The following is a 25809-nucleotide window of genomic DNA, read 5'->3' on the forward strand; positions in this document are numbered from 1 at the left end:
GATCAGCTCTCCAGCAAGGCGGGAATGGTCGCTTCGGCCTGTTCCAGCGTCACGAAGGTGCGCCGTTTCCAGGCCGGGTCTTCATTTGGATAGTCGGTTCGGAAATGGCCGCCGCGGCTTTCGGTGCGGTTGAGTGCGCACACGGCGACGAGCTTGGCTGTCGCGAGCACGTTGTGGAAGCGCTCGGTATTGGCATCGCGCTCCAGCTCCATGATCGTACGCAGCGCGTTCCTCATGCCCTCCCCGTCGCGCAGCACGCCGAGATGGGCGCTCATGGTTTTGCGCAGCAGCTTCATAGGCTCGGAATCGGGGCGCGGCTCGATGCGGCCGCTGTCCTTGGACCCCTTCGACCAGTCGGCCGGGGCATCCGCCAGCGTCTCGCCGCCAAGCGCGGCGGCGACGCGCGAGGAAAAGACCACTGCCTCTAGCAGCGAATTGGACGCCAACCGGTTGGCGCCGTGGGCACCTGTGGAAGTCACCTCCCCGCAGGCCCAAAGGCCGGGAAGCGAGGTGCGGCCATCCATGTCCGTCCAAATACCGCCCATAAAATAATGCGCCGCTGGGACAACGGGGATCGGCTGGACGACAGGGTCGATACCGGCCTCCATGCAGTAGCCGTAGACGGTCGGGAACTCCTCGGCGAAGGTCTTGCCGACGGCCTTGGTGCAATCGAGGAATGCGCCGCGACCTGCCTGGACCTCGCGGAAGATGCCGCGGGCGACGACATCGCGGGGGGCCAGTTCGGCGTCGGGATGGAGCGGCACCATGAAGCGCTCGCCATCCTTGTTGAGCAGCGTCGCGCCATGGCCGCGCAGCGCCTCGGTGGCGAGCGGGGCCGGATCCTTGCCGACATTGATGGCGGTCGGGTGGAACTGGACGAATTCGAGGTCGGCCATGCGGGCACCGGCGCGCGCCGCCATGCCGACGCCGCCGCCGCGCGCTTCCGCGGGATTGGTGGTCACCTCGTAGAGATGGCCGATGCCGCCGGCGGCGATGACCACCTGCGAACCGTAGATGGCCGTGATCTCACCGTCATGCTCGCCATTGCCGTTGCCAAGCGCCTCAAGACCTACAATGCGGCCGTCCTCGACCAGAAGCCGTTCGACGACATAGCCGCCGAGGACGCGGATGGATGGTGTGTTCTTCACCGTCTCGACCAGCGACTGCATGATGGCGCGACCCGCCATGTCGCCGCGAACGCGCACGATGCGGCTTTCGGAATGCGCTGCCTCGCGACTGACCTGCAAACGGCCTTCAAGATCGCGATCGAATGGCACGCCGTAGTCGAGAAGGTCGTGGATGCGATCCGAGGCCTGCGAGGCCATCATGCGGGCGACCGCCTCGTCGACGATGCCGTCGCCAGCGACCAGCGTGTCGGCGACATGTTTCTCGACGGTGTCACCCTCGCCCACCGCTGCAGCGATACCGGCCTGCGCCCAGGCCGACGAGGCGCCGCGCCCGATCGGCGCGGCGGTGATGACGGTTACCGCCTTCGGCGCCAGCTTCAATGCGCAGAACAGGCCGGCGAGCCCGCCGCCGATGATCAGCACGCTATCGTCTTGTCTATCCAATCGCCTTCCATCCCCTCGCCGTCACGCGCTCGATGCGCGTGACATCAAACTGTCATGTTCCCCATACGCCGGAGACGCATGACTGCGCCAGCCCCTACACGGCCGGCGACCTGACCCTAGTGCTTCAGGTTGACCATACGCTCGACGGCGAGACGTGCGCGGTCGGCGATGGCGGGATCGACGAGGATTTCCTCTTTCATCTCGCAGATCGAATCGAGGATCTTTGGCAAGGTGATGCGCTTCATGTGCGGGCACAGGTTGCACGGCTTGACGAACTGCACCTCGGGCACCTCGGACTCGATGTTCGAGGCCATCGAGCATTCCGTCACCAGAAGCACCTTGGGCGGTTTCTGGTCCTTGACGTAGTTGATCATGCCGGAGGTCGAGCCCGTGTAATCCGCGACCTCGACAACTTCACGCGGACACTCGGGATGGGCGACGATCTCGATCTCGGGGTCGGCTTCCTTGTAGGCCAGGAGTTCGGCGGCGGTGAAGCGTTCGTGGACCTCGCAATGGCCCTTCCATGTGAGGATCTTCACCTTGGTCTGGGCGGCGACATTCTGTGCCAGATACTCATCGGGAATGCACAGGACCGTGTCGACACCGAAGGATTCAACCACCTGCACCGCATTCGAGGACGTGCAGCAGATATCCGTTTCGGCCTTCACCTCGGCGGAGGTGTTCACATAGGTGACGACCGGTACGCCGGGATAGCGCTCGCGCAACAGGCGGACATCGGCGCCGGTGATCGACTCGGCAAGGCTGCAGCCTGCCTTCATGTCCGGTATCAACACCGTCTTGTCCGGATTGAGCAGCTTCGACGTCTCGGCCATGAAGTGAACGCCACACTGAATGATGACCTCGGCGTCGACCTTGGTCGCCTCCTTGGCGAGTTGCAGCGAGTCGCCGACAATGTCGGCGACGCAGTGATAGATCTCGGGCGTCTGGTAATTATGCGCCAGAATGACCGCGTTGCGCTCCTTCTTCAGCCGGTTGATGGCGGCGATGTAGGGCGCGTAGACCGGCCACTCGATCTTCGGGATATGATCCTTGACCTTTTCGTAGAGATGGGCGGTTTCTTCCGCGATCTCGGGGGTCCACTCCAACTCGGGGCGCTCGATGACGCCGAAACGCTCGGCGGCACTCGGCGTTGCGGTTGTCCGCTGTTCAGTTGCGGTTTCGGTGGATTGACTCATCGCATTCTTCCCGTCGGGGCCGGTTTTACGGCCCGTTTTCCATTGCGCGCCCTCGGGCCACAAGCGTTTTACGCTCTGCGAAAGGGTTTTGGCCAGCGCTTACGCAATGTAGTTGCTCACAAACTCGCGCGATTTCAATCCTTTCCCCTTCGCATGGGCAGCAGCCATGCGTGCTAACCGGCAAGGGCCCAGAGAAGCAGGCTGACGGTCACGAAGGAGACCACCGTGGTGGCCAGCAGCGCGATAGCGCTGAACCCTTCGCGTTCGTATTTCTGCGCGAGGATCGGATAGATACCGAAGATCGGCATGGCCGCCGACAGGATGACCGCCTCGCGGAACGGTGACGGGATCGGCGCAAGCCCCGATAGGGCGACAAGCGAGACCGAGGCGAGCATGATCAGCGGATGAGCCACCAGCTTGCCGATTACCACGGGGACGACCCGGCCCGCCATCCCGGCCACGGGAAGCCCGACCAGGGTCCCGCCGATAAAGAACAGCGAAAGCGCAGCGCTGGACGACGCGAAGAGATCGACCGATTTGACGAACGGCTGCGGGAGCGGAAGGCCGGAGATGGAGACAGCGAGACCGGCCGCGAGCGCAATCACGATCGGATTGACCGCGAGCCGCTTCAATGCGCCCCACAGCACGGCCAGTGGATGCGCTTCGGCGCCCCTCGCCCTTTCCGCCAGCATCAGGAGCAATGGCACAATGAAGACATTCTCGACGAACATGTTGAGCGCCAGTACCGTTCCGGCGATCTGCGGAAACGTCAGCAGGAGAATGGGATAGCCGACGAATCCACTGTTCGGGCAGGACATCCCCATCGCCGAAAATGCGGCGGTGGCGCGGTCCTGGCCCAGCACCTTCCGGGTGACGAGATAGCCCAAAACGACCATCGCCAGCGTGCCGCCGAGATAGGCGGCCACGTAGGATGTATTCACGATTTCGGTGAACTGGCGCTGCGAGAGAGCGCGGAAAAGCAGCGCGGGCAATGCCAGAAAAAGTACATAACGGCCAAGGACCCGCATATCGGACGCTTCAAACAGGCCGAATCTTGTAGCCAGATAGCCGACAGCGATTGTTATATAAATCGGACCGGTTACGGAAAAAACTTCAAGCACTGTTCGACACGCTTCGCGGAAACAAGGATGACCAACCTCTGCATGGCATTGCTGACGGGTTCAAGCGCTATGTCAAGCGAACCGCCTGAACAGACCGGCAACGGCCGGAATGTATACGCATGACGGGGCTGGCCGTTTATGCCGGGCTTTTCGGTATCGCCTTTCTCGCGGCGACGATTCTGCCCGCGCAATCGGAACTCGGGCTGGCGGGCCTTCTGGCATCCGGCGATTATCCGGCCTGGGCCCTTCTCGCGGCCGCGAGCACGGGCAACACGCTTGGGGCGGTGGTCAACTGGTTTCTGGGCGGCGCAATCGAGCGGTACGGCACGCGGCGGTGGTTTCCCGCGAGCGCGAAACAGATCGAACGCGCCAGGCGCTGGTACTCCAAATGGGGCCGCTGGAGCCTTCTTCTGAGCTGGATGCCGATCGGCGGCGATGCGCTCACCGTGGTGGCCGGCGTGCTGCGCGAGCCGCTGCCCTCTTTTCTCGTGCTGGTCGCGATCGCCAAGACCGTTCGCTATCTCGTGGTCGCCACCATCGTGCTGCGATGGATGTGACGGATCACATCATCCATGGGACGAGCCGCTTGAGCAGCCGCAGCGGCATTTTGTAGGGCGGGTATTTAAGCGAGGGGTCGATGCGGGTCGAACGCCTGACCACGGCGCGCATATGCGAGAAGGTTTCGAAGCCCACCTTGCCGTGATAGGCGCCCATTCCGCTTGCGCCAACGCCGCCGAAAGGCAGCTCCATGTTGATGAACTGGGCGAAGACATCGTTGATCGCAGCGCCGCCGGACGACAGCGTTTCGAGGATCTTGTCGGCACGGGCTTTGTCCGCAGTGAAAGCGTAAAGGGCGAGCGGCTTCGGACGGGCCTGCAACGCGGCGATCTCCGTATCGAGGTCGTCAAACGGGATCACAGGAAGGATCGGCCCGAAGATCTCGTCGGCCATCACCGGATCGTCCCAGCCAATCCCCGACAGCACGGTCGGCGCGATGTAGCGCTGCTCGCGTGAGGTCTGGCCACCATGAACGGCCCTGCCACGTTCGAGAAACGTCTCCAGCCGATCGAAATGGTGTTCGTTGACGATACGGGCATAGTCCGGGCTTTGCACCGGGTCCGTGCCGTAGAAATCGCTCAACGCCTCGCCGATCGCATCCAGCAATGTCTTTTCGACCGATCTCTCGACGAGAACGTAATCGGGGGCAATGCAGGTCTGGCCGGCATTGTAGAACTTGCCCCAGACGATGCGCCGTCCGGCGGTCTTCAGGTCGGCGTCAGCCGCGACGATACACGGGTTCTTGCCGCCCAATTCGAGCGTGACGGGCGTCAGGTGTTTCGCAGCCTCCGCCATCACGATCTTACCGACCCGCGTGCTGCCGGTGTAGAACAGATAGTCGAAATCCTGCCTGAGCAACGCCTGCGTCGGCTCTATGCCTCCCTCGACGACCGCGAGAACCTCCGGATCGAATGTCCGGCCGATCATCTCCGCGACAAGCGCGGACGTGGCCGGCGCGAGTTCGGATGGCTTGATGACCGCGCAATTGCCCGCCGCCAGCGCCGAGATGGCGGGCGCGAGAAGGAGAAGCAAAGGATAGTTCCAGGGACCGATGATCAGCGCAGTGCCATAGGGTTCCGGCACGATCCGGCTCTTGCCGGGAAAGATGAGCCAGGGGGTCCCGACCCGTCTGGGCCGGGCCCAACCTGCGAGCCGTTTGAGCGCGACATCGATTTCGAGTGTCACGACCGCGATTTCGCTGGAAAAGGCCTCGAATGCCGGACGGCCAAGATCGTGACGCATCGCTTCGATAACATCATCTTCGCGCGACGCGAGCATGTCCCGCATTGCCTGGAGCTGGCGTCGGCGAAACGCGAGATCGCGGGTCGCGCCAGTCCGGAAAAACCGGCGCTGTCTTTCGGCGATATCATCAATTGCGATCGCGTCCATCATCCAATCCTCCCCGCGGCCTGCTTCTTGTCATCGTCAAGATAAACTGCTCGGCCCGCGCATACGGATGCGGGGCGCGCACTCGCCCACTGCTATCAGCAGTTGTTGACTTTTCCCAATATATCAATATTTCTTGAAATATGGATAAATCAAATGCAATCGAAGCGCTTCACGCGCTCGCCCAGGATACACGGCTCGATGTCTTTCGGCTGTTGGTGAAACAAGGCGCCGAAGGCATGGCGGCCGGCGATATCGCGGAGGCGCTCGGCGTGCGCCAGAACACGATGTCGGCCAACCTCTCGGTCCTGGCCAAGGCCGGCATGGTGCGAAGCGAGCGCGAGGGCCGCGTAATCCGGTATTTCGCGAATTTCGACGGCATGCGCAGCCTGCTCGCCTTCCTGATGGAGGATTGCTGCGGCGGAAATCCGGAGCTGTGCAAGCCCGTTTTGGATGAAATCGTCTGTGCCTGTTGAGGAAAAAAGGAGGCCACCATGGCCGCTGACATCTACAACGTCCTGTTTCTCTGCACCGGGAACTCCGCCCGGTCGATCATCGCCGAGGCCATTCTCAACCGGGAAGGCATGGGGCGCTTCAAGGCCTACTCGGCGGGCTCGCATCCGAAGGACGCGGTGCATCCCTATACGCTCGATCTTCTCGGCGGACTGAACTTCGACACATCGTTTGCCCGCTCTAAAAGCTGGGAGGAATTCACCGCCCCCGATGCGCCGGTGATGGATTTCGTCTTTACGGTATGCGACCAGGCGGCGGCCGAGGCCTGCCCGGTCTGGCCCGGACAGCCGATGTCGGCGCATTGGGGCGTTCCCGATCCGGCGGCGGCGGAGGGCAACGAGGCCTTCAGGCGGCTCGCATTTTCCGACACGTTCCGCATGCTCAACAACCGTATCTCGATCTTCACGAGCCTGCCGCTTTCGTCGCTGGACAGCCTGTCGCTGCAAAAACATCTCGACGAGATCGGCCAGAAGTCGGACCACGCAAACCCTTCGGAACCTGCATGAAAAACATCCTGATCCTGTGTACCGCCAATTCGGCGCGGTCGATCCTCGGCGAGGCGATCCTTGCGAAACTGGGCGTCGGCCGCGTGCGGGCATTTTCGGCCGGGTCGACGCCGCGCGGTACGCCCAATCCGGACGGGATCGCCCTTCTGAAGGAATACGGCCACGAGACATCCGGCCTCCGATCGAAGAGCTGGGACGAGTTCGACGGCGCTGACGCGCCGAAGATGGATGTCGTTATCACCGTCTGCGACAATGCGGCGGGCGAGAGCTGCCCGATCTGGCCAGGCGCGCCCATACAGGCACATTGGGGCATCCCCGATCCGGCAGGCCGGGGCGAGACCGAGGAAGATCGCCGCGCCGCCTTCGCCGAGACCTACCGGCTGCTCGAAATGCGAATCACGGCGCTGATGGCTCTCCCCTTCGAGGAGATGAATCCGAAAGACCTGAAGGTGGCTCTGAACACGATCGGTCGTCTCGAAGGCGCAACCGACCTCGCCATTTCCTACGCAAGCTGACTTCATGACCTGGAAAGACGATTTGAGCCTGCCCAACGTGCAGGACGACCTCCTGAACGCGATCGATGTCGACGCGCTGACCGGCCCGAATGCCTCCACTCACAAGCCGCGAGTGCTGATGCTCTACGGCTCGCTGCGCGAACGCTCCTATAGCCGTTTCATGACCTACGAGGCGGCGCGGCTGCTGGACCGGTTCGGCGCGGAGGTGCGGGTGTTCGAGCCGCAGGGGCTGCCGATGCTCGATTCGGAGCCGGCGGATCATCCGAAGGTGCAGGAGTTGCGGGAGCTGTCGCTCTGGTCCGAGGCGCAGGTGTGGTGCTCGCCGGAACGGCACGGCGCGATGACGGGCATCATGAAAACCCAGATCGACTGGCTTCCGCTCGCGCCGATCGGCGGCATCCGGCCGACACAGGGGCGAACCCTGGCGGTAATGCAGGTCAATGGCGGCTCGCAGAGCTTCAACGCCGTCAACCAGATGCGCATTCTCGGCCGCTGGATGCGGATGATCACGATCCCGAACCAGTCCTCGGTGCCGAAAGCCTGGCTGGAATTCGACGATGACGGCCGGATGAAGCCCTCCTCCTATTACAACCGTGTCGTCGATGTGATGGAGGAACTGATGAAATTCACCATCCTGACGCGCGACCGCTCCGCCTATCTGACAGACCGCTATTCAGAACGCGTCGAGAGCGTCGAAGAAGTGCACAAGCGGGTCGGCCTGAAGAACATCTGACGCGAAGGCTGTCGAATTCGCGGCGGTCGATGACGCGCGAACTCATTGTCACGGGCTTCGCGTTTCGATAGGATTCGCTTGTTCGGGTTCCAGGGAGGCCAAGCCTCCCGGATGAAAAGGGAACACGGTAGGGATGACCCAAAGGGGGCCTGATCCGTGACTGCCCACGCAACTGTGAGCGTGAGCCGCATCCATATGCCACTGGGTTTGACCTGGGAAGGCGGATGACGGCGACGAAGCGCGAGTCAGGAGACCTGCCCGGACAGACCTGAAACGGTGACGCATTGCGTCGCCAACTGCACGATGGGTGCAAGAAAGGAACTGTCATGCATATCGAACCCGGCGTCGTCGACGGCGCCAAGATCGTTTTGTCCTACGCAACTGCGGCGGCCTCTCTCGGGCTGGCCGGCAAGATGGCGCTCGACACTATCCGCAAGGATGGCGGTGTCGTATCGCTGGCCGCACGCTCGGTGATCACCACCGCGCTGGTCTTCACATTCTTCGAGGTGCTGCCGCATCATCCGGTCGGCGTCTCGGAAGTCCACCTGATCCTCGGCTCAACGCTGTTCCTGATCTTCGGCGGCGGTGCTGCAGCGATCGGCCTTGCGCTCGGCCTGCTGCTCCAGGGCGTATTCTTCGCGCCCTTCGACCTGCCGCAATATGGCATGAACGTCACCACATTGCTGGTTCCGCTTTATGCGATGAGCCTGCTGGCCCACAAGATCATCCCGGAAAAGACGGCCTACAAGGACGTGAAGTACCTGCAGGCACTGGCGCTCTCGACGTCCTATCAGGGTGGCATCGTCGTCTGGGTGGGTTTCTGGGCGCTCTACGGCCACGGCTTCGCCGCCTCGAATCTCGCGCAGGTCGCCTCCTTCGGCGCTGCCTACATGACCGTGATCATCCTCGAGCCGCTCGTCGATCTCGCGGTGCTTTGGGTCGCAAAGAACACCTCGAAGCTGACTGACAATGGGCTCTTCAACGGCAGGCTGCATAACGCGCCCGCTTGATCGGATATCCTGATCTGACATGACGGCCTTCGGCGGCATACGCCGGAGGCCTTTTCACGCGGCGACCTCACCCTCGCCTTCCGGCGTTCCAAGCCGGACAAGACCGCGCGCAAGCGCTTCCACGCAATCCCCGTCGAATGCCGCGCCGATACCCTGCCTGAGGATGGCAAGCGCCCTGGCGACCGGCATAGCCGCACGGTAGGGCCGTTCCGCGGCCAGCGCGTCGAAAACATCCGCGACGGTGAGAATGCGCACTTCCAGGACGATTTCGTCTCCCCGCAACCGGTAGGGATAGCCTTCGCCGTCGAGCCTTTCATGATGCGCGCCAGCGATCGGTGCGATGTCGGCAAAGGCCGATACGCGTTCGAGGATGCGTTCGCTGTGCCAGGGATGGCTGCGCACCGACTGCCATTCCTGATCGTCGAGCTTGCCCGGCTTGTCGAGGATCTGGTTGCTGACGGCAAGCTTGCCGATATCGTGCAGCAGCGCGGCGCGGCGCAGCCAGCGGCGATGGTCCGGCGCGAGGTCCAGTTCCTCGGCGATCATGTCCGCGTAGAACATGACCCGGCTGGAGTGATTGGCGGTAAAGGGGCTCTTGGCGTCGACCACGTCGGCGAAGGCCGACGCGACATCATCGAGATAGTCCTCGTCTCCATCCACTTCGCGATTTGCGGGGTCCATCGAATAGACCGCCTCGGCGAGGTCATCGCCAACCATCGCGGTCCAGAATTCCTCATCCTGCTGGACCGCGACAAAGGCTTCCACCAGCTCGGGATCAAACCAGACCCCGGAACGCGCGGTGATTTCGGTGATCGCGGCCTCTCGCCCCTGCTCCCACGCAAAAACATCGGCCACCTGCGCGAGCAGCGCGATATTCGCTGCGCGGGGAATGGCGTCCGCCGCCAGCCGGTCCGGCTTGCCGGAGCCGTCCCAGCGCTCGTCGAGCGAGCGGATACCGTTCTGGACACGCTTTGAGAATCCCAGCTTGGCGGCGATGTCGGCACCGCGATGGCAGCGCGTCTCGATCAGTTCGCGCGAAATCTCGCCGCCATTGCGGAGGATGTTGACGATGGCGCGGATGCGTTCCGTCAGGCCGGATTCGAGCCCGGTCCTGGCGAAAACGAACCGAAGCGCGGCCGAAAGGCTGCCATCGACGGTCTTGAAATCGCGTTTGAAGCCGATGTCGTCGCTCAAATAGAGTTCGCAAATGCGCGCCGCATTGCTCGAACAGCCGAGATCCTTCAACAGAAGCGTGTAGTAGAGGTCGCCAAGTTCCTCGGCATCCATCCCGACCGCCCGGCCGATATGGGTGCCGATCCAGCAACAGCGCAGGCAATGGCCTGCGGGCTGTCCCTCCGTCATGTCGAGCGCGTAGGACAACGCGCCCAGGATCTCCGAAAGGCGGAAGCTTGCCGTGCCGGCGCGTCGGCCGAGTTCGAGGTAACGCGATTTCACGCCGCCAGTCTCCATGGTCGGAGGCAAAGTAGACAGCGACGTGTTAAACAATCGTGAGGCCCCAATGGGCTCAACAGAATTGTAACGGGCACATTTGCCTGCTTGGCGCTTACGGCGAAGCCGAATAAATCTCTGCAGGTCTACGGGCCCAGAGGAGAATGCGGGATGAGCACCGCGACAGTTTCCAGAAGCGAACCGGGATTTCCCTGGCTGATCATCGCCAGCGGCTGCCTGATTACGGCGCTGACTTTCGGCCCGCGCTCGGCGATGGGGTTCTTCCAGCTGCCGATGCTGGCGGATACCGGATGGTCGCGTGCCGATTTTGGTCTCGCCATGGCAATCCAGAACCTGATGTGGGGCCTTGGGCAACCTCTGTTCGGCGCGCTTGCCGACAAGAAGGGTACATGGCGTGTCCTGGCGCTTTCCGCCATACTCTACGCCACCGGGCTCGCGATGATGGCGGCACCCCAGAGCATCTGGTTCCTACACGCAGGCGGTGGCGTTCTCGTCGGGCTGGGCGTTGCGTCCGGCTCCTTCGGCATCATCCTCGCCGCCTTCGCGCGCAATGTTACGGCGGATCAACGTTCCCTGGCATTCGGAATGGGCACCGCAGCGGGTTCGGCCGGCATGTTCCTTTTCGCGCCGATCAGCCAGTCGCTGATCGACTCCTTCGGCTGGTCGGACGCGTTGCTCGTCATGTCCGCGATGATGCTGATCGTCCCGGTCCTGGCGGTGCCTTTGCGAGGCAATTCATCCTCCGGCACGCAAAAGCAGACCGACATCGACCAGTCGATCGCCGAAGCACTGCGCGAGGCATTCGGGCACCAAAGCTACCTTCTGTTGACGGCCGGTTTCTTCGTCTGCGGTTTCCAGGTGGCATTCATCACCGCGCATTTTCCCGCCTATATCGGCGACATCGGTATCGACGCGCGCTACGCGGTGATCGGGATCGCGTTGATCGGATTCTTCAACATCATCGGTTCGCTGGCCTCGGGCGTGATCGGTCAGAAATACTCCAAACCGATCTTCCTGACACTGATCTATATCGGCCGATCCATAGCGGTGACGGCCTTCCTGCTGCTGCCGCAATCGGCGACGTCGGTCATCATCTTTTCGGCGGTGATGGGCATTCTGTGGCTCTCGACAGTGCCGCCGACCAATGCGCTGGTCGCGATCATGTTCGGCACGCGCTATCTCGGCATGCTGGGCGGGATCGTTTTCCTGTCGCACCAGATCGGCTCGTTCCTCGGCGTGTGGCTCGGCGGTTATCTTTATGACATTTTCGGCACCTACGATCCCGTCTGGTGGCTCGGTGTCGCGCTCGGCCTGTTCGCGGCCGCGGTCCACTGGCCGATCAAGGAGCAACCGGTTCCCCGGCCGGCTCTCACCGCAGCGGAGTAGTCTCTCATGCTAAAATCCATGTTTGCCCTTGCCCTCCTCTGCTTGCTGCCGGGCGTGGCGCGAGCCGATGGAGCCTTTGTCATGAGCGAACCACGCGTCGTCTCCAGCGCGGATGTCGACGTGGTCAACGAGATCGGGCGGACGCATGTGCTTGCGGATTTCCTGCCGTTCGGCAAACCCGGCATCCTGCATTTCTGGGCCACATGGTGCGGCCCGTGCCGCGAAGAATTGCCAAGTCTCGACGCCTATTCGAACGCACTGACAGAAGACGAGCTCGCAACGCGCCTGATCGTCGTGGCCGTGGAGCCCTCGCCGCGTGAAAAGATCGACCGTTTTCTCGACGATCTGGGCCTGCCCGATTTCGCGACCCTGCAGGATGCCGGAAACCGGTCAGGCGCCGTTTTCGGCCTGTTCGGTATGCCTGCGACCATTCTGATCGATGCAGAGGGCCGCGTGGTCGGGCAGCATTCAGGCCCGCTCGACTGGAGCGACGAAGCCGTGCGCGCGGAACTCGCCGCCCATCTGGACGGCTGAGGCTTAACCGCGATCAGTGCTGGTGGCCGACATGGCTGTGATGGCGCGCGTCGGAGGCTTCGACCTGGAAGAACATCTCGATATGGCCGAAATCGAACTCGATCTCGATTTCATGTTCCTCGCCCTGAACCAGCGGCATGGACAGGCCGTTCAGGCGCAGGACAAGGCCATCGGGCGTCAGCGTCATTTCGGTGCCGGCCTTGATCGGCACCGGCGGCAGGACGACATAGTCTGGCTCGCCATCCTTCAACTGAAAGCCCACCAGTTCGACCGATGAGGCGATCTCGCTCTCGCCGCCGGTGATGGCGATGTCGCGGTCCGACTCGTTCTCGATATCGACGAAGACAAATGCCGTCTTGCCGGTGGTGGCGCGTGCCCATGCGTGGACAGTGCGCACGCCGTCCACCTCGCCTTCGTGATGCGAATGGTCTTCGTGGTCCTCGGCGAGCGCCGTCGCCACAAAGACCGGCTGGGAAAAGCAGATAGATGCCGTCAGAACGGCGGAAAGCACACGGATCATGAAACGCCCCTTGATGTAATATTGTTACGCCCGCAGGTCAGTAGCGATGTTGCGTGACAGAGCCATGAAGGCAGGCGTCAGGGCGAGAATGACCGTGAGGCTGACGAAGCCGGCAACGAGGTGGAATTCCGGCCAGCCGAGCGTCGCGGTGACCAGAATGTCGGTGCGCGCGGTGACGACGCGCGAAATCGCGCCGACCGCCGCAAAGCCCACGGCGACACCCAGCAGTGCACCCGCCCCGATCAGCACCGCCGCATAGGACCAGACGACGGAGAAGACGAAACGGTCCGGCGCACCCAGCGCGCGCAGCAGCGCGAGACGGCGGGCGTAAAGGCGGGTCAGCACGACGAGCCCGGCGAGCACGCCGGCGGTCACCAGAACCTGGGTCAGAACCGCCATGACGCTCATGACCTGACGGACATCGCCAAGCATGGAGTGCAGCCCGGACAATACGGCGCCGGGGAAGAAGGCCATCGTCTTGTCGGTGGTGAATTCCGAGCGCAGCGCGTAATTCGCCCAGAGCTGGTCGGCGCGCACGAGGACTGCGGGCGTGCCCGGGAAATAATCCGGATCGAAGGGCGGGCCGATCTGCCCGGCATCGCCCGGCGCATGGCCGGATGCAAGGCCGTGGACAGCCCAGACATCCTCCACCGGCACGAGGATCGCCTTGTCCCACGGGCTGCCGGTCAGCCGCATCTTGCCGACGACGGTGATGTCATGACCCTCATGGGCGTCGTGCTCGGCGGCTTCGCCAACGCCGTGGGCGGGCACGAAACTGTTGCCGACCTGCAAGGGAACACGCGCACCCGCGACTGCCTCGCCCATGGCCGCGAACATGCGACCCTCTACGAGTTCGCCGGCCAGATGCGTGACGAATTGCGGCGTCGTGCCGATGACCGGCGACGCCTGATAGCTGTCGCCATAGGCGATCGGCGCGGCGAGCGAGACATTCTCGTGGGTGGCGATGCGGTTGTAGGTGGGGCCGTCGATCAGGGGCACGTCGACGGGCTGCAGATAGACGGCGGCCATCAGCATCTGCACTTCGGATCCGGGCGCGGCGACGACAAGATCGAATTTCTCGGCGGCGCGCGCCGTGCCCTTTCGCAGCCCGCGCTCCTGCGCGATCAATCCTACGCCGATGCCAACCGAAATGGCGATCAGCGCGATGAAGAGCGCATTTGTCCAGCGGTAGCGCCACATCATCGCCCGCACGAGGCCGAAGGGGCGGTAGCCGCGCGTGACGATGAGGCCGGTCACGAGCGCGGGCAGCAACAGGACCACGAACCAGAGCACGTCCTGCGCGGAGGCGGGCAGAGAGTTCCAGAGATCGGTTACCGACGCGAACACGAATCAGCCCTCGCCCGTCCAGCAGCCATCGACGATATCGATGACGCGATCCATGCGTTCATGCAGGGCGGCGTCATGGCTGACCGCGATCAATGTCTTGCCGCGCGTCTCGGCCAGCTCCGCGAGATCGCCGATCAGCCTGTCGGCTGCGGCCCGGTCGAGGCTGGCGGTCGGTTCGTCGGCGAGAATGACCGGCGGATCGGCCGCCAGCGCCCGCGAGACCGCGACGCGCTGGCGTTCGCCGCCCGAAAACGTGTCGACTGCGCGGTCGGCGTGGTCGCCGAGGCCCAGATGGGCAAGCATCGCGGCCGCGCCACTGGCGATGCGGTCACGTTCGGACCTTGCCGCATAGGACGCCGCGAGCGCGGCGTTGCCGAGCGCCGGCAATTCCTCGAACAGGAGGAAGTCCTGGAAAATCATGCCGACGCGCTCGCGCCGGAACCGGGCGCGTTGGGGGGCGTTCATGGCGGAAATCGCCTCATCACCCCATGTCACCGTCCCGGCCTTCAGAGCGATGAGGCCCGCGATCGCGTAAAGAAAGGTGGACTTGCCGGCACCCGACGGGCCGCGTACGCCGATACAGCTTCCAGCAGGAATGTCGAGCGCGCCGATGCGCAAAAGCCGGCGTCCGCGGTCGCCCTCGACGACGAGGTCGCGGACAGACAGGGCGAGACCCATCAGCCGAATCCTTTTTCCGGTTTCGGGGCGAAGCAGCGCCCGGCTCGGGCCTGCGATGGCGCGCGCTGATCGCGCGACGCCCGGTCGGGCTTGCGAACCTCGCGGTTCGCGGAAACACCCATCAGCCTCTCCCGTATGTGGCGTCGACCAGCCGCACGCGGCTGACGAAACCCAGTTCCGGATCGGTGTAGGTGCCGAGCGCGAGTTCGCCGCTTGTAACGATGCGGATATTGAAAGGCACCGTCTTCAGGGTGCGTTTGGTGTAGACGGCGAGGATGTCATCCGGCCACTCGGCCTCGGTCTCGCAAAACGGGCAAACCGCCATCGGCCGCTTGGTCAGCACGAAGAATGACGATTCGGCCTTGAGCGGCGGCGCCATGAAACCCTGAACGGAAATGCGGCTGCCCTCCATGGATTTCGCGTAATCGGAAAAGGACAGATCCTTGTTGTAGAGATCGCGCATGCGCACGACGCCATCGTCCTGCGCCAGCGCGTGCGGCGCAAATCCAACAGCGAGGCTCGCGCCGAGAAAGGTTCTCCGGTCCATTCGTGTCCTCACTTCAACGATCGTTTCAGCTTAAAGCCATATCAGTCGGGGACGAGGAAAGGCCCGCAACGTGGCGGGCCTTTCCCCTTCGCGTATGCGCCGGTTATTCGGCGGTGACCGCCTGGTGCATCACGTGGAAGATCACGTTCTGCTCAAGCGTGCCGGTCAGCAGATGCGCCCAGGGGCCCTTGGCGAAGGAGACAACGTCCTCGCCCGAATGGGTCTCGGAAGACATCGGGATCAGCGCCTGCTGCAGATATTCCGGGTCGGTCGCGGTTTCTTCGTCGACATTCGGGCGGGTGCCGAAATAGTCGCCGTCGGCCTGTTCGGTCATGACCGAGCCGGCGCCGTTCAGGTAGCCGATGACGGTGTAAGGCTTGCCGTCGGCGCCGAGCAGCGGCTCGCCGGAGTTCTCGACCTGGCCAGCCTTGATGCCCATGCAGAGGCCCAGAACGCTGGAACCGCGGCCGCAATAGCCGTTGAAGGCGATCGCGTGTTCGTGGTCGGCGGTGACGATGATCAGGGTGTCCTCGTCATCGGTCAGCTCGTCCGCCAGAGCGACGGCCTTGGCAAATTCCTGACCGTCCGTGAGGGTGCGGTAGGCGTTGCCGGCATGGTTCGCGTGGTCGACGCGGCCCGCTTCGACTTCCAGGTAGAAGCCGTCGCCGTTCTGGCTCAGTTGCTCGATGGCGGCCTTGGTCAGGTCGGTCAGGGACGGCTCGTCATCGTCGGCGCGGTCGTATTCGTATTTCATGTGGCTGTCTTCGAACAGGCCGAGAACCGGCGTGGAGCCGTCGAGCTTCAGCGCGTTGAAGGACGCGGTGTCGTAGGCGTATTGCGCGCCGGCGGCCTGAGCTTCCTCAATCAGGTTGCGGCCGTCGATGCGGCGCCCCTTGCCGCCATCCATGGTCTCGACATCCTTCGGCGCGAAGTAGCGCGAGCCGCCGCCGAAAGCGAGATCGACCGTGCCGGCGGACATGGCGTCGAACAGCTGCTGGGCGATATCGGTGCAGCCTTCCGGGGCTTCGCCTTCCCAGTTGCGGTCAGCCGTCTTGGCGTATACGGCCGCAGGCGTGGCGTGGGTGATGCGCGCGGTGGAGACGATACCGACCGACTTGCCCATGCCCGTGACGATTTCGGAGAAGGTGGTCAGCTTGTTGCCTTCCTCGGAGGCGCAATCCTTGTTCACGCCGGCTTCGGAGAGGTTGATCGTGTTGAAGATCTGCTTGACGCCAGTGTTCATCGAACCGGCGGTCGGGGCGGAATCCGGTGTCTGGGCGTTGATGTTGTAAGTCTTGATCAGCGCGGTATAGGGATAGGTCTCGTAGGGCAGGACGTTTTCGGAACCGAGCATACCCTTGGACTGGCCGTCGAACAGGCGGACGGCGTAGTTGGTGCCGACACCGTTTCCGTCAGCCACGAACAGAATGACATTCTTCGCCTTCTTCGTGTTGGGCTGTGCGGCAATCTTTTCCTGAATGACTTTCAGTGCCGAGGTGAACCAGTCGCTGCTGGCTTGGGGCAGGTCCTGGGCGAAGGCGGCGGATGCGGAAAGCGTCGCGAGAAGCGCCGCGGTGACGGTCGTTTTCATGGGTGTCTCCCTGTGTGATGGATGACGGTGGTCGTCTTCCGCCTCGTATCCGCCGTGCATGACAATTGAATAACGGCGACAGGGAAAAGTCCTTCGATTTCAATATGTTATTTTATAACATTTCGCTCTCATCAAGGTTACGATACGGAATGAGAGATAAGAAATTTCGAGGTGTTTCAGGACTTTGCGCGCGCCGGGAAGATCGAGCAGGTTTCGGTGCCGAAGGCGAGCAGCCGACCTCGGCTGTCGGTCAGGCGGGCTTCTGACACGCCGATGGTGCGCCCGCGGCTGACGATATTCGCCTCGCAGGAGAGCTCGCCCATATCCGGCAGGACCGGGCGCAACATGTTGACCTTGAACTCGGTCGTTGCGAGCGCCTCGCCCTTCTTCAAAACGGAGTGGACGACGCAGGCAAGCGCGGAATCCATGATCGTCGCTGTCCAGCCGCCATGCACTGTCCCGCCGGGATTGAGGTAGTCGGTTTTGGGCACACCCCTGAACACCACCCTGCCCTCGTCGGCTTCCGTGAGGGCGAATGTCAGAACCTTCGAGATGGGGGGCGCGGGCAGATCGCCGGAGATGATGGCCCGCAGGATCTCCAGCCCGGTCATTTCGTGATAGGCAGCGATAGGTATCGGGCCGAAGCCGCCGATTGCCGCTACGCCCGGCATGATCTCGTCATTCGATACACTCACGTACTGTGCTCCCTGCTATCCGAAAAAGCCCGACCGACCGCGTTGATGAAGCCTGCGCGTGCATCGGGCTCCTTGATGGCGCGCGGCTCATAGACATGCCGGCGTAGAAAAAAGGCCGTCAGATCGAAGGCGGCCGCCATTTCCGCCGCCGTCGGCACGGCGGAGGGCTGGCCGCCAAGGAAAGCCGGCAGCGCCATGAGCTTGTCTTTCCAGGGGTCACCGGCCAGACGGCTGACCGCGCGGCCGGTTTTCGGCGACACGTAGATCAGGTCGTTGCGCTGGCCGGTTCCCGCGCAGGCGGTGAGATCGAGACCGAAGCCCAGCTCCTCCAGCAGGCGCAATTCGAAGCGAACCATCAGAGGACCAGCGAGTTCCGGTTCGCACAAATGTTCGATGATGACTTCCATCGCGCGGAACAATTCCGAGTGTCGGTCGCGTTCCGGCAACAGGCGCAGATGGCCGGCGAGCAGCTGGATACCGTAAATGCCGGAGGGGTGTTCCATCAGCCGCGCCGCGGCAAGCGCCATGGGCTCGACCTGGAACGTACCGAGATGGTCCTCAAGGCGTGCGCGCCATGTGAGATCGACTTCGTTGCCGGGCTGTAGCACAGGCTGCTGGCGGCGCGAGCGCCCGCCGCGGACCAATCCGAGGTGCCGGCCGCGCTGCTCGGTCATCACTTCGAGGATCAGGCTGGTCTCACCATGCCTTCGTGTGCCGATAATGATGCCGCGGTCCCGCCATTCCATGGCGCGGAGATTGCGTCAGTCGGCGGAAAAGTCCAGCCCCATCTCGCGATAACGCTCCGGATCATTGCCCCAGTTCTCGCGCACCTTGACGAAGAGGAAGAGATGGACGGGCTGCTCGAGGATCTCCGCGATCTCCTTGCGTGACGCCTGGCCGATTGCCTTGATCGTCTCGCCCTTGTGTCCGAGCACGATCTTCTTCTGGCTGTCGCGCTCGACAAAGATCACCTGCTGGATCTTCACCGAGCCGTCCTTCTTTTCCTCCCACGTTTCCGTCTCGACGGTGGAGGAATAGGGCAATTCCTGGTGTAGGCGCAGATAGAGCTTCTCGCGGGTAATCTCGGCCGCGAGCTGGCGCATCGGCAGGTCGGAGATCTGGTCCTCCGGATAGTACCAGGGCCCCTCCGGGACAGTCTCCGCCAGTTTCTTGAGAAGATCCTTGCAGCCGTAACCTTCCGAGGCCGAGATCATGAACGTCTCGGCGAATTCCGCGCGCTCGTTGATTTCCTTCGCCAGTTCAAGAAGCCGCGGCGGCTCGACGGTGTCGATCTTGTTGAGCACCAGATATTTCGTCTGACGGATATCCGGCAGCACCTCGAGGATGCGTTCCTCGTCCTCGCGGATGCCTTTGCGCGCATCGACAAGCACGAGGACGATGTCTGCATCGCGGGCACCGGACCAGGCCGACGTCACCATGGCGCGGTCGAGGCGGCGCTTCGGTGCGAAGACGCCCGGCGCATCCATGAAAACGAGCTGGGTGCGATCGACGGTGGCAATGCCGCGAACCAGCGCGCGCGTCGTCTGTACCTTGTGGGTGACAATCGACACTTTCGTGCCGACAAGCTGATTGACCAGCGTGGACTTGCCGGCGTTCGGGGCGCCGATCAGCGCGATGAACCCCGAACGTGTCGGGGCTTCTTTTGTCTCAGTCATTTTCACGCACTTTCTCACGCTGAAGCAGCCGTTCCGCGGCCGCCTGCTCGGCGATACGTTTCGAGCGCCCTTCGGCGATCTCGGGTTTCAATCCACCGACAGTCACCGAAACCGTGAAGACGGGATCGTGATCCGGACCGACGCGCGAAACGACTTCATATACGGGTGTCGCAGCGTGCGCGCGATGCGCCCATTCCTGCAATTCGGTCTTGCCGTCGCGGCGCGCGGCCTCGGCTTCCGCCGCCCGGCCCTTCCAGTAACGGCGGATAAAAGGCCGTACGGCGTCGAGACCGCCGTCGAGATAGATCGTCGCGATGAGCGACTCGACAACGTCGGCGCGCAGATTCTTGCGGTGGCTGTCGCGAAGCTGGCGGACATCTGATCCGGTCCGGATGAAATCGCCGAGCGACAGTTCATCCGCCACCGCAGCAAGCGTGTTCGCGTTGACCAACTGGTTGAGCCGCACCGACAATTCGCCCTCGTCAGCCGACTGGAACTCCTCGAACAGCATTTCGGCGACGCAAAGGCCAAGCACCCGGTCGCCGAGAAATTCGAGACGTTCATAGTCGCGCCCGGCGCGCCCGCGGGCGCTGGCATGCGTCAGAGCGCGGTCGAGGCGGGCGGCATCGACGAAACGATGCCCCGTGATCTCCTCAAGCCGCCGCAGCATTTCGGGCGAAACCGCCGCCTTCGTCATTTCGAGGCGGAATGGAAGAACCGGTCGAACCGCAATTCGGACGGCCAGCGCCAGATCTCGAGCGGCGACGCACCGCCGGCGATGGAGAAGAAGATGATATTCGCCCGTCCGACGAAATTCTCCAGCGGGACGTAGCCGACGCCAAAGCGGCTGTCGTTGGAGTTGTCGCGGTTGTCGCCCATCATGAAATAATGGCCTTCCGGCACAATGAATTCGCGGGTGTTGTCGGCGCTCGAATTGGGCGACAGGTCAAGCGTGCGGTAGCTGACCCCATTGGGCAGCGTTTCGGTGTAGACGTCGACCGGACCGAATTTCTCCGTCACGTCAGGATCGTCGATCTGGCCGGCGGATTCGCGCTTCACCGCTTCGCCGTTGATATAGAGCTGCCCGTCGCGCATCTGGATGGTATCACCCGGCAGGCCGATCACGCGCTTGATGTAATCGACATTGGAAACGGGGTGCTTGAACACCGCGACATCGCCGCGTTCCGGCGTACCCGACCAGATGCGGCCGGAGAAGATGTTCGGCGAAAACGGCAGCGAATGGCGCGAGTAGCCATAAGCGAATTTGGAAACGAACAGGTAGTCGCCTTCCAGCAGGGTCGGGCGCATCGAGCCTGACGGGATGGAAAAGGGCTGGAACAACAGCGTGCGGATGAGCAGCGCGAGAATGAGCGCCTGGACGATGACCGAGACGATCTCGCCCAGTGAATTTTGTTTGGTTTCGGTCTTTTCAGCCACGAAATTTCATCCCGTTGTCGTTATTTTCCCGGTCGTGCGACCGGTCTTATCCTTTCGGACCCAAGGCCGCAATTCCAGATGCGGGAACACGCCGGCGCGAATCTACTCCGGCACAGCCTCAATGATGACGAAGGCCTGCGCAAGCGGCATATCGTCCGTGATCGTGACATGGATGACGGGCTTGTGCCCCTGCGGCATCATGGCGTGAAGACGCTCCGCCGCACCGCCCGTCAGTTGCATTGTGGGTTTGCCGCCCGGAAGGTTCACGACGCCCATGTCGCGCCAGAAAACACCACGCGAAAGGCCCGTTCCCAAAGCTTTTGCACAAGCCTCCTTGGCAGCGAAGCGCTTGGCGTATGACGCGGCCCGCAGGCGACGGCGATCCGACTTGGCGCGCTCGACTTCCGTGAAGACCCGCTCGGTGAAGCGCGTACCGAAACGTTCGAGAGATTTCTCGACGCGACGGATGTCGATGAGGTCGCTGCCAAGCCCGATAATCACGCTTCGAACTCCGGATTTTCTCCCGCAGCGCGGCGATGCGATTCGAAATGCATGCTGCGGCGGCTCTGGAAGGCAGTCACGGCAACGCGCGTCAGAACGTAGAGGAATGCGGCGACGAGCAGCCCGAGCGGCACGCCGCCGATCAGCATCGGCTTGAGGATCGGATCCCAGATCGCGAGGATCTCACCATTGTGCAGGAGCGAGCCGACATTGACGGGCTTGGGCGATGCCCCCGCTTCCGCCATTCCGAGGATCGCGGTTCCCGCGCCGTGCGTTGCCGCCCAGATCGCGGGGAACGTCAGAGGATTGCCGACGGCTGTGCCGAGTGCCGCAGCGATCATGTTGCCCGCGAGAAGCCAGGCCAGAACGAAGGCGAGAATGAAGTGCAATCCCATGAAGGGTGTGAAGGATGCGAAAGCGCCAGCCGCGACACCAGCGGCGATGGCATGCGGCGTCGCCTTGATGCGAAGCATCCGCTTCCAGTAGTAGCGGAAGGAACGCGCGTAGTTGCGGCGTGGCATCATCCAGACACGCAGTCTGCTACGCCAATTCTCGCGTTCCCTGCGTCCAAAAATCATAGAGGCCACACCTGTCGAAAACCGGTCTTCCCACGCGTAGCGGCGAAATCTCTACGCAAGGTAACCGCCCATGAGATAGTCAGCCCCGCCCCCGGCATCAAGCTTCGCTGTGCGGGCCGCAACGGTCACAGGCTCCGGCTGCCCGGCTTGATCGCCGGTATGGCAGCCAAATCCGGCGGCAATTTGTCTGCCGGATAGGCCGGCACCTCGTATTCGGCCAGCGCGATGAGCGGGACGCCGACATCGGCCTTGCCTGCGGACCGGTCAATCAGGCAGCCGGCCGCCAGCACCTCCGCACCGAGCTCCTTCAGGCTTTCCACGGTCTCGCGGATGGACAGGCCCGTCGTGACGATATCCTCGATGATGACGACGCGTGCGCCCTTCTCCATCTCGAAACGGCGCAGCTTGAAGACCCCTGCCTCGCGCTCCACCCAAATTGCCGGCGCGCCCAGATGGCGCGAGGTTTCATATGCGGGGATGATCCCGCCGACCGCCGGGCCAACAACATAATCAATTCCGCCCAGTCCCGCGGCTTCGATCTTCGCGGCGAGCGCCTTGCAGAGAATCTCGGTCTTGTCCGGATGCATGAAGACACGCGCCTTTTGCAGGAAGACCGGGCTTCGGAGGCCCGACGTGAGAATGAAGTGCCCGTGCAGCACCGCTCCCGCACTCTCGAAAACGTCAAGCACGTCCTGCGTTGTCATTTCATGCGTCATGCATCGTCCCCGTTTTCCGTCTCGTATCCTGACCAGCGACCGTCATCCATTCGCGCGCTCGACCGTCGATACCGCCTCCGCGTCCCGCAGCCGCGCAATCAAACCATTGAGATGCTTCAAATCCCAGACCTCGAGATCGAAATTCATCTCCGTGAAATCGGGCGCGGTGCGAACCATGGAGAGCGTGTGAATATTGGCATCCATATTGCCGATGATCTGCGCGATTTCGGCCAGCGAGCCCGGCGCGTTGATCGCCGTGACCACGATCTGGGCGGAAAAGCGCTGGCGGTCCAGGCCGTCGAGATCCCAGCGCACGTCGATCCAGCGCTCAGGCTGGTCGTCATAAGCCGCCAGCGAGGGAGACTGGATCGGATAGATCGTGATTCCCTTGCCCGGCGTGGAAATCCCGATGATGCGGTCTCCGGGAACCGCACCTTCGGGCGAAAAACGCACCGGAATATCGCTCGCAGCACCGCGGATCGGGACCGCGCGATCGATCGCGTCACGCGTCGCCACGCCCTTGTCGTCCTCGGGGCCCGTATTGCCCGGGATGCGGAACATCATGCCTGTCGCGCTGGTGAGATTGAACCAGCCGTCGCCTTCGACGCCGCCAGCCGGGAGAGCGGAACTGCGCGCATCCTGGTAGTCGGGGAAGACGGCGCGCACGACATCATCGGAGGGGATCTCCCCTCGCCCGACCGCAGCCAGCACGTCGTCGACCTCCTTCTGGCCAAGCCGTCTGACACCCTGTTTCAGAATGTCTCGGGAGAACTCCTTGCCGGCCCGCTCGAAGGCGCGCTCAAGGATGCGATGGCCAAGGCCGGCATATTGCTTGCGAATCGCCATGCGCGAGGCGCGGCGGATTGCCGACCGGGCCTTTCCGGTCACGACGACATGCTCCCACGCCGCCGGTGGCGTCTGGGCGTTCGAGCGCACGACCTCAACCTCATCGCCGTTTTGCAGGCGCGTGACCAGCGGCATGATGCGGCCGTTGATCTTGGCGCCGACGCAGGAATTGCCGATGTCGGTATGAACCGCATAGGCGAAATCGACCGGGGTCGCACCGCGCGGCAGCGCGATCAAACGGCCCTTCGGCGTGAAACAGAAAACCTGGTCCTGGAACAGTTCAAGCTTGGTGTGCTCCAGGAACTCCTCGGGATTGTCACCTTCGGAAAGCGACTCGATGGTCCGGCGCAGCCATGCGTAGGCATTCGAATCACGCGACAGGGCGACACCGGCCTCGTCGTGACCGTTCGTCTTCGCCGCGGCGGACTTGTCCTTGTAGAGCGCATGCGCGGCGATGCCGTATTCGGCGACCTCGTGCATCTCGCGGGTCCGTATCTGCAGTTCGACGCGCTGTTTCGACGGGCCGACAATGGTGGTGTGGATCGACCGGTAATCGTTTTGCTTCGGCGTCGAGATGTAATCCTTGAAGCGGCCGGGCACGGTGTTCCACTTGCGATGGACGATGCCAAGCGCGCGATAGCAGTCATCGACCTTCTCGACGATGATGCGGAAGCCGAACACATCCGACAATTGTTCGAAGGACAGCGCCTTCGATTCCATCTTGCGAAAGACCGACCACGGCTTTTTCTGACGGCTGTAGACCTCGGCATTGATGCCGTTCGCGGCAAGCAGGTTCTGCAGGGTCTCGGTGATCTCACCCAGCGTTTCGCGGTTGTATTCGCCCAGTTCCGCGAGCCGGTCGGTGATGGTGCGATAGGCCTCCGGATTGATATGGCGAAATGCCAGTTCCTCCAGCTCCTCGCGCATGTCCTGCATGCCCATGCGGCCGGCAAGCGGCGCATAGATGTCCATCGTCTCCTCGGCAATGCGTGCGCGCTTGTGCGGCGGCACGAAATCGAGGGTGCGCATGTTGTGGAGACGATCGGCGAGCTTGACGAGCAGGACGCGCACGTCATCGGCGATTGCGAGGAGGAGCTTGCGGAGGTTCTCCGCCTGCGCGGCGCGCTTGGAAACGAGATCGAGCTTCTTGAGCTTGGTCAGCCCATCGACAAGGCGACCGATATCTTCGCCGAACATCTCTTCGATTTCACGGCGCGTCGCGGATGTGTCCTCGATCGTGTCATGCAGCAGACCGACAGCGACCGTGCTCTCGTCGAGCCGCATGTCCGTCAGGATGGCGGCAACTTCGAGCGGATGGGAGAAATAGGGATCGCCGGACGCCCGCTTCTGGTCGCCATGCTTCTGCATGGCATAGACATATGCCTTGTTGAGCAGCGCCTCATTGACCTGCGGCTTGTAACGCTGGATGCGTTCGACCAGTTCGTACTGGCGCATCATTGACGCAAAATCCCAAAAGAAAAGACGCGCGGACCGATCCGTCCGCGCGCCTTGAAAAAACCATCCATGGCAATGCCTTGAAGGTCGGCGAACCGATCAGAGATCGTCGGATTTTTCCGGCGGGACAAGTCCCTCGATTCCGGCGAGCAGTTCTTCTTCCGACATCCGGTCGAAGGTGATCGCTTCGGGAGCATCCTCGGATTCCGCGGCCTCGGCGGTGTCGACGACATCGCTCTCCGGCTCGTCCACTTCGACATGCTTCTGCAGCGAGTGGATCAGGTCTTCCTTCAGATCGCCCGGAGAAAGCGTCTGGTCGGCGATTTCGCGCAGTGCGACCACCGGATTCTTGTCGTTGTCACGATCGACCGTGATCGGCGCGCCCTGCGACACCTGGCGGGCGCGATGCGCAGCCAGGAGTACGAGATCAAAACGGTTCTCGACCTTGTCAATGCAGTCTTCGACGGTAACGCGAGCCATATTGCGTTTCCCTTACGTCAATAATTATGTGGAGGTTCATATCCATCAGGACTATGATGGCTATACCGCTTTATGGCGGACAGCGCAACTCGAATGGCAGCAAGCCCGCGAATGCGGCGCAATCAAGGCGGCAGACACAAAACAGCCCGTTTTCCGGCGCATGAGCCAAATTGCAGGGTTTGATTCAATCCGGCATTCATGGGATGCCGATACTATTCGCACAACAACAATTTTCGGGCAAAG

General features: G+C 62.7%; 29 protein-coding genes and 1 riboswitch. Of the genes, 8 read left to right on the forward strand and 21 right to left on the reverse strand.

Annotation, left to right across the window (positions count from 1 at the left end):
- Window positions 1–2: 2 nt before the first annotated feature.
- From LC343_RS09895 to LC343_RS09905, 3 genes are all read right to left on the reverse strand, one after another.
- Complete coding sequence (locus LC343_RS09895; protein WP_223476957.1) at window positions 3–1571, reverse strand: L-aspartate oxidase; 1569 nt, start codon at window positions 1569–1571, stop codon at window positions 3–5.
- A 116-nt stretch (window positions 1572–1687) separates the two neighbouring features.
- Window positions 1688–2767, reverse strand: a complete 1080-nt coding sequence (gene nadA / locus LC343_RS09900; protein WP_223476958.1) for a quinolinate synthase NadA — start codon at window positions 2765–2767, stop codon at window positions 1688–1690.
- 173 nt (window positions 2768–2940) lie between these two features.
- Entirely contained in the window at window positions 2941–3888 is a 948-nt protein-coding gene (locus tag LC343_RS09905; protein WP_223476959.1) for an AEC family transporter, read from the reverse strand.
- A gap of 119 nt (window positions 3889–4007) precedes the next feature.
- On the opposite strand from LC343_RS09905, the gene LC343_RS09910 reads away from it, so the two are divergent.
- Window positions 4008–4445, forward strand: coding sequence for a YqaA family protein (locus tag LC343_RS09910; protein ID WP_223476960.1), 438 nt, complete (start codon window positions 4008–4010; stop codon window positions 4443–4445).
- 4 nt (window positions 4446–4449) lie between these two features.
- Here the strand turns inward: LC343_RS09910 and LC343_RS09915 are convergent, their stop codons facing one another.
- On the reverse strand, window positions 4450–5838 hold the full coding sequence (locus LC343_RS09915; RefSeq protein ID WP_223476961.1) for an aldehyde dehydrogenase: 1389 nt from the start codon (window positions 5836–5838) through the stop codon (window positions 4450–4452).
- Between the two features lie 137 nt (window positions 5839–5975).
- Between LC343_RS09915 and LC343_RS09920 the strand changes: the two genes are divergently transcribed.
- From LC343_RS09920 to LC343_RS09940, 5 genes are all read left to right on the forward strand, one after another.
- A complete protein-coding gene (locus tag LC343_RS09920; protein WP_223476962.1) occupies window positions 5976–6308 on the forward strand; it encodes an ArsR/SmtB family transcription factor in 333 nt (110 codons plus the stop codon).
- Between the two features lie 18 nt (window positions 6309–6326).
- The gene (locus LC343_RS09925; RefSeq protein WP_223476963.1) at window positions 6327–6851 is read left to right on the forward strand and encodes an arsenate reductase ArsC; all 525 of its coding nucleotides are present in this window, start codon (window positions 6327–6329) and stop codon (window positions 6849–6851) included.
- Window positions 6848–7366, forward strand: a complete 519-nt coding sequence (locus LC343_RS09930; protein WP_223476964.1) for an arsenate reductase ArsC — start codon at window positions 6848–6850, stop codon at window positions 7364–7366. Before LC343_RS09925 ends, LC343_RS09930 begins: the two co-directional genes overlap by 4 nt.
- 4 nt (window positions 7367–7370) lie before the next feature.
- The gene (gene arsH / locus LC343_RS09935; RefSeq protein ID WP_223476965.1) at window positions 7371–8099 is read left to right on the forward strand and encodes an arsenical resistance protein ArsH; all 729 of its coding nucleotides are present in this window, start codon (window positions 7371–7373) and stop codon (window positions 8097–8099) included.
- A 67-nt stretch (window positions 8100–8166) separates the two neighbouring features.
- Window positions 8167–8375: riboswitch (cobalamin riboswitch) on the forward strand.
- A 50-nt stretch (window positions 8376–8425) separates the two neighbouring features.
- The gene (locus LC343_RS09940; protein WP_223476966.1) at window positions 8426–9109 is read left to right on the forward strand and encodes an energy-coupling factor ABC transporter permease; all 684 of its coding nucleotides are present in this window, start codon (window positions 8426–8428) and stop codon (window positions 9107–9109) included.
- Window positions 9110–9163: 54 nt separating this feature from the next.
- On the opposite strand, the gene LC343_RS09945 is transcribed toward LC343_RS09940, so the two are convergent.
- The gene (locus LC343_RS09945) at window positions 9164–10471 is read right to left on the reverse strand and encodes an HD-GYP domain-containing protein (protein ID WP_223477275.1); all 1308 of its coding nucleotides are present in this window, start codon (window positions 10469–10471) and stop codon (window positions 9164–9166) included.
- Window positions 10472–10729: 258 nt separating this feature from the next.
- On the opposite strand from LC343_RS09945, the gene LC343_RS09950 reads away from it, so the two are divergent.
- Both LC343_RS09950 and LC343_RS09955 read left to right on the forward strand, forming a co-directional pair.
- The gene (locus LC343_RS09950) at window positions 10730–11965 is read left to right on the forward strand and encodes an MFS transporter (protein WP_223476967.1); all 1236 of its coding nucleotides are present in this window, start codon (window positions 10730–10732) and stop codon (window positions 11963–11965) included.
- Window positions 11966–12046: 81 nt separating this feature from the next.
- Complete coding sequence (locus LC343_RS09955) at window positions 12047–12499, forward strand: TlpA disulfide reductase family protein (protein WP_223476968.1); 453 nt, start codon at window positions 12047–12049, stop codon at window positions 12497–12499.
- Between the two features lie 13 nt (window positions 12500–12512).
- On the opposite strand, the gene LC343_RS09960 is transcribed toward LC343_RS09955, so the two are convergent.
- The 16 genes from LC343_RS09960 to rpoZ form a co-directional block, all read right to left on the reverse strand.
- On the reverse strand, window positions 12513–13019 hold the full coding sequence (locus LC343_RS09960) for a copper chaperone PCu(A)C (protein WP_223476969.1): 507 nt from the start codon (window positions 13017–13019) through the stop codon (window positions 12513–12515).
- 24 nt (window positions 13020–13043) lie between these two features.
- Window positions 13044–14366 carry an FtsX-like permease family protein gene (locus tag LC343_RS09965; RefSeq protein ID WP_223476970.1) on the reverse strand — a complete coding sequence of 441 codons (1323 nt, stop codon included), beginning with the start codon at window positions 14364–14366 and terminating at the stop codon, window positions 13044–13046.
- 3 nt (window positions 14367–14369) lie between these two features.
- Window positions 14370–15044, reverse strand: coding sequence for an ABC transporter ATP-binding protein (locus tag LC343_RS09970; protein ID WP_223476971.1), 675 nt, complete (start codon window positions 15042–15044; stop codon window positions 14370–14372).
- The gene (locus tag LC343_RS25140) at window positions 15044–15166 is read right to left on the reverse strand and encodes a hypothetical protein (RefSeq protein ID WP_274384751.1); all 123 of its coding nucleotides are present in this window, start codon (window positions 15164–15166) and stop codon (window positions 15044–15046) included. The genes LC343_RS09970 and LC343_RS25140 overlap by 1 nt, the downstream gene beginning before the upstream one ends.
- A complete protein-coding gene (locus LC343_RS09975; RefSeq protein WP_223476972.1) occupies window positions 15166–15591 on the reverse strand; it encodes a hypothetical protein in 426 nt (141 codons plus the stop codon). The genes LC343_RS25140 and LC343_RS09975 overlap by 1 nt, the downstream gene beginning before the upstream one ends.
- 103 nt (window positions 15592–15694) lie before the next feature.
- Window positions 15695–17182, reverse strand: a complete 1488-nt coding sequence (locus tag LC343_RS09980) for an alkaline phosphatase (protein ID WP_223476973.1) — start codon at window positions 17180–17182, stop codon at window positions 15695–15697.
- Window positions 17183–17358: 176 nt separating this feature from the next.
- Window positions 17359–17877, reverse strand: a complete 519-nt coding sequence (locus tag LC343_RS09985; protein ID WP_223476974.1) for a PaaI family thioesterase — start codon at window positions 17875–17877, stop codon at window positions 17359–17361.
- The gene (gene recO / locus LC343_RS09990) at window positions 17874–18623 is read right to left on the reverse strand and encodes a DNA repair protein RecO (protein WP_223476975.1); all 750 of its coding nucleotides are present in this window, start codon (window positions 18621–18623) and stop codon (window positions 17874–17876) included. Before recO ends, LC343_RS09985 begins: the two co-directional genes overlap by 4 nt.
- A 15-nt stretch (window positions 18624–18638) precedes the next feature.
- Window positions 18639–19553: a GTPase Era gene (gene era, locus LC343_RS09995; protein ID WP_223476976.1), complete on the reverse strand. Its 915-nt coding sequence runs from the start codon at window positions 19551–19553 to the stop codon at window positions 18639–18641.
- Window positions 19546–20223, reverse strand: a complete 678-nt coding sequence (gene rnc, locus LC343_RS10000; protein WP_428982535.1) for a ribonuclease III — start codon at window positions 20221–20223, stop codon at window positions 19546–19548. Before rnc ends, era begins: the two co-directional genes overlap by 8 nt.
- 23 nt (window positions 20224–20246) lie before the next feature.
- A complete protein-coding gene (lepB, locus tag LC343_RS10005; RefSeq protein ID WP_223476978.1) occupies window positions 20247–20990 on the reverse strand; it encodes a signal peptidase I in 744 nt (247 codons plus the stop codon).
- A gap of 102 nt (window positions 20991–21092) precedes the next feature.
- On the reverse strand, window positions 21093–21491 hold the full coding sequence (acpS, locus tag LC343_RS10010) for a holo-ACP synthase (RefSeq protein WP_223476979.1): 399 nt from the start codon (window positions 21489–21491) through the stop codon (window positions 21093–21095).
- Window positions 21488–22015: a DUF2062 domain-containing protein gene (locus tag LC343_RS10015; RefSeq protein ID WP_223476980.1), complete on the reverse strand. Its 528-nt coding sequence runs from the start codon at window positions 22013–22015 to the stop codon at window positions 21488–21490. Before LC343_RS10015 ends, acpS begins: the two co-directional genes overlap by 4 nt.
- 179 nt (window positions 22016–22194) lie before the next feature.
- Window positions 22195–22773, reverse strand: a complete 579-nt coding sequence (pyrE, locus tag LC343_RS10020) for an orotate phosphoribosyltransferase (protein WP_223477276.1) — start codon at window positions 22771–22773, stop codon at window positions 22195–22197.
- A gap of 54 nt (window positions 22774–22827) precedes the next feature.
- Complete coding sequence (locus LC343_RS10025) at window positions 22828–25089, reverse strand: RelA/SpoT family protein (protein ID WP_223476981.1); 2262 nt, start codon at window positions 25087–25089, stop codon at window positions 22828–22830.
- A 96-nt stretch (window positions 25090–25185) separates the two neighbouring features.
- Window positions 25186–25566 carry a DNA-directed RNA polymerase subunit omega gene (gene rpoZ / locus LC343_RS10030; RefSeq protein WP_223476982.1) on the reverse strand — a complete coding sequence of 127 codons (381 nt, stop codon included), beginning with the start codon at window positions 25564–25566 and terminating at the stop codon, window positions 25186–25188.
- Window positions 25567–25809 lie beyond the last annotated feature (243 nt).

It is taken from the genome of Oricola indica (genome assembly GCF_019966595.1).
Lineage (GTDB): Bacteria > Pseudomonadota > Alphaproteobacteria > Rhizobiales > Rhizobiaceae > Oricola > Oricola indica.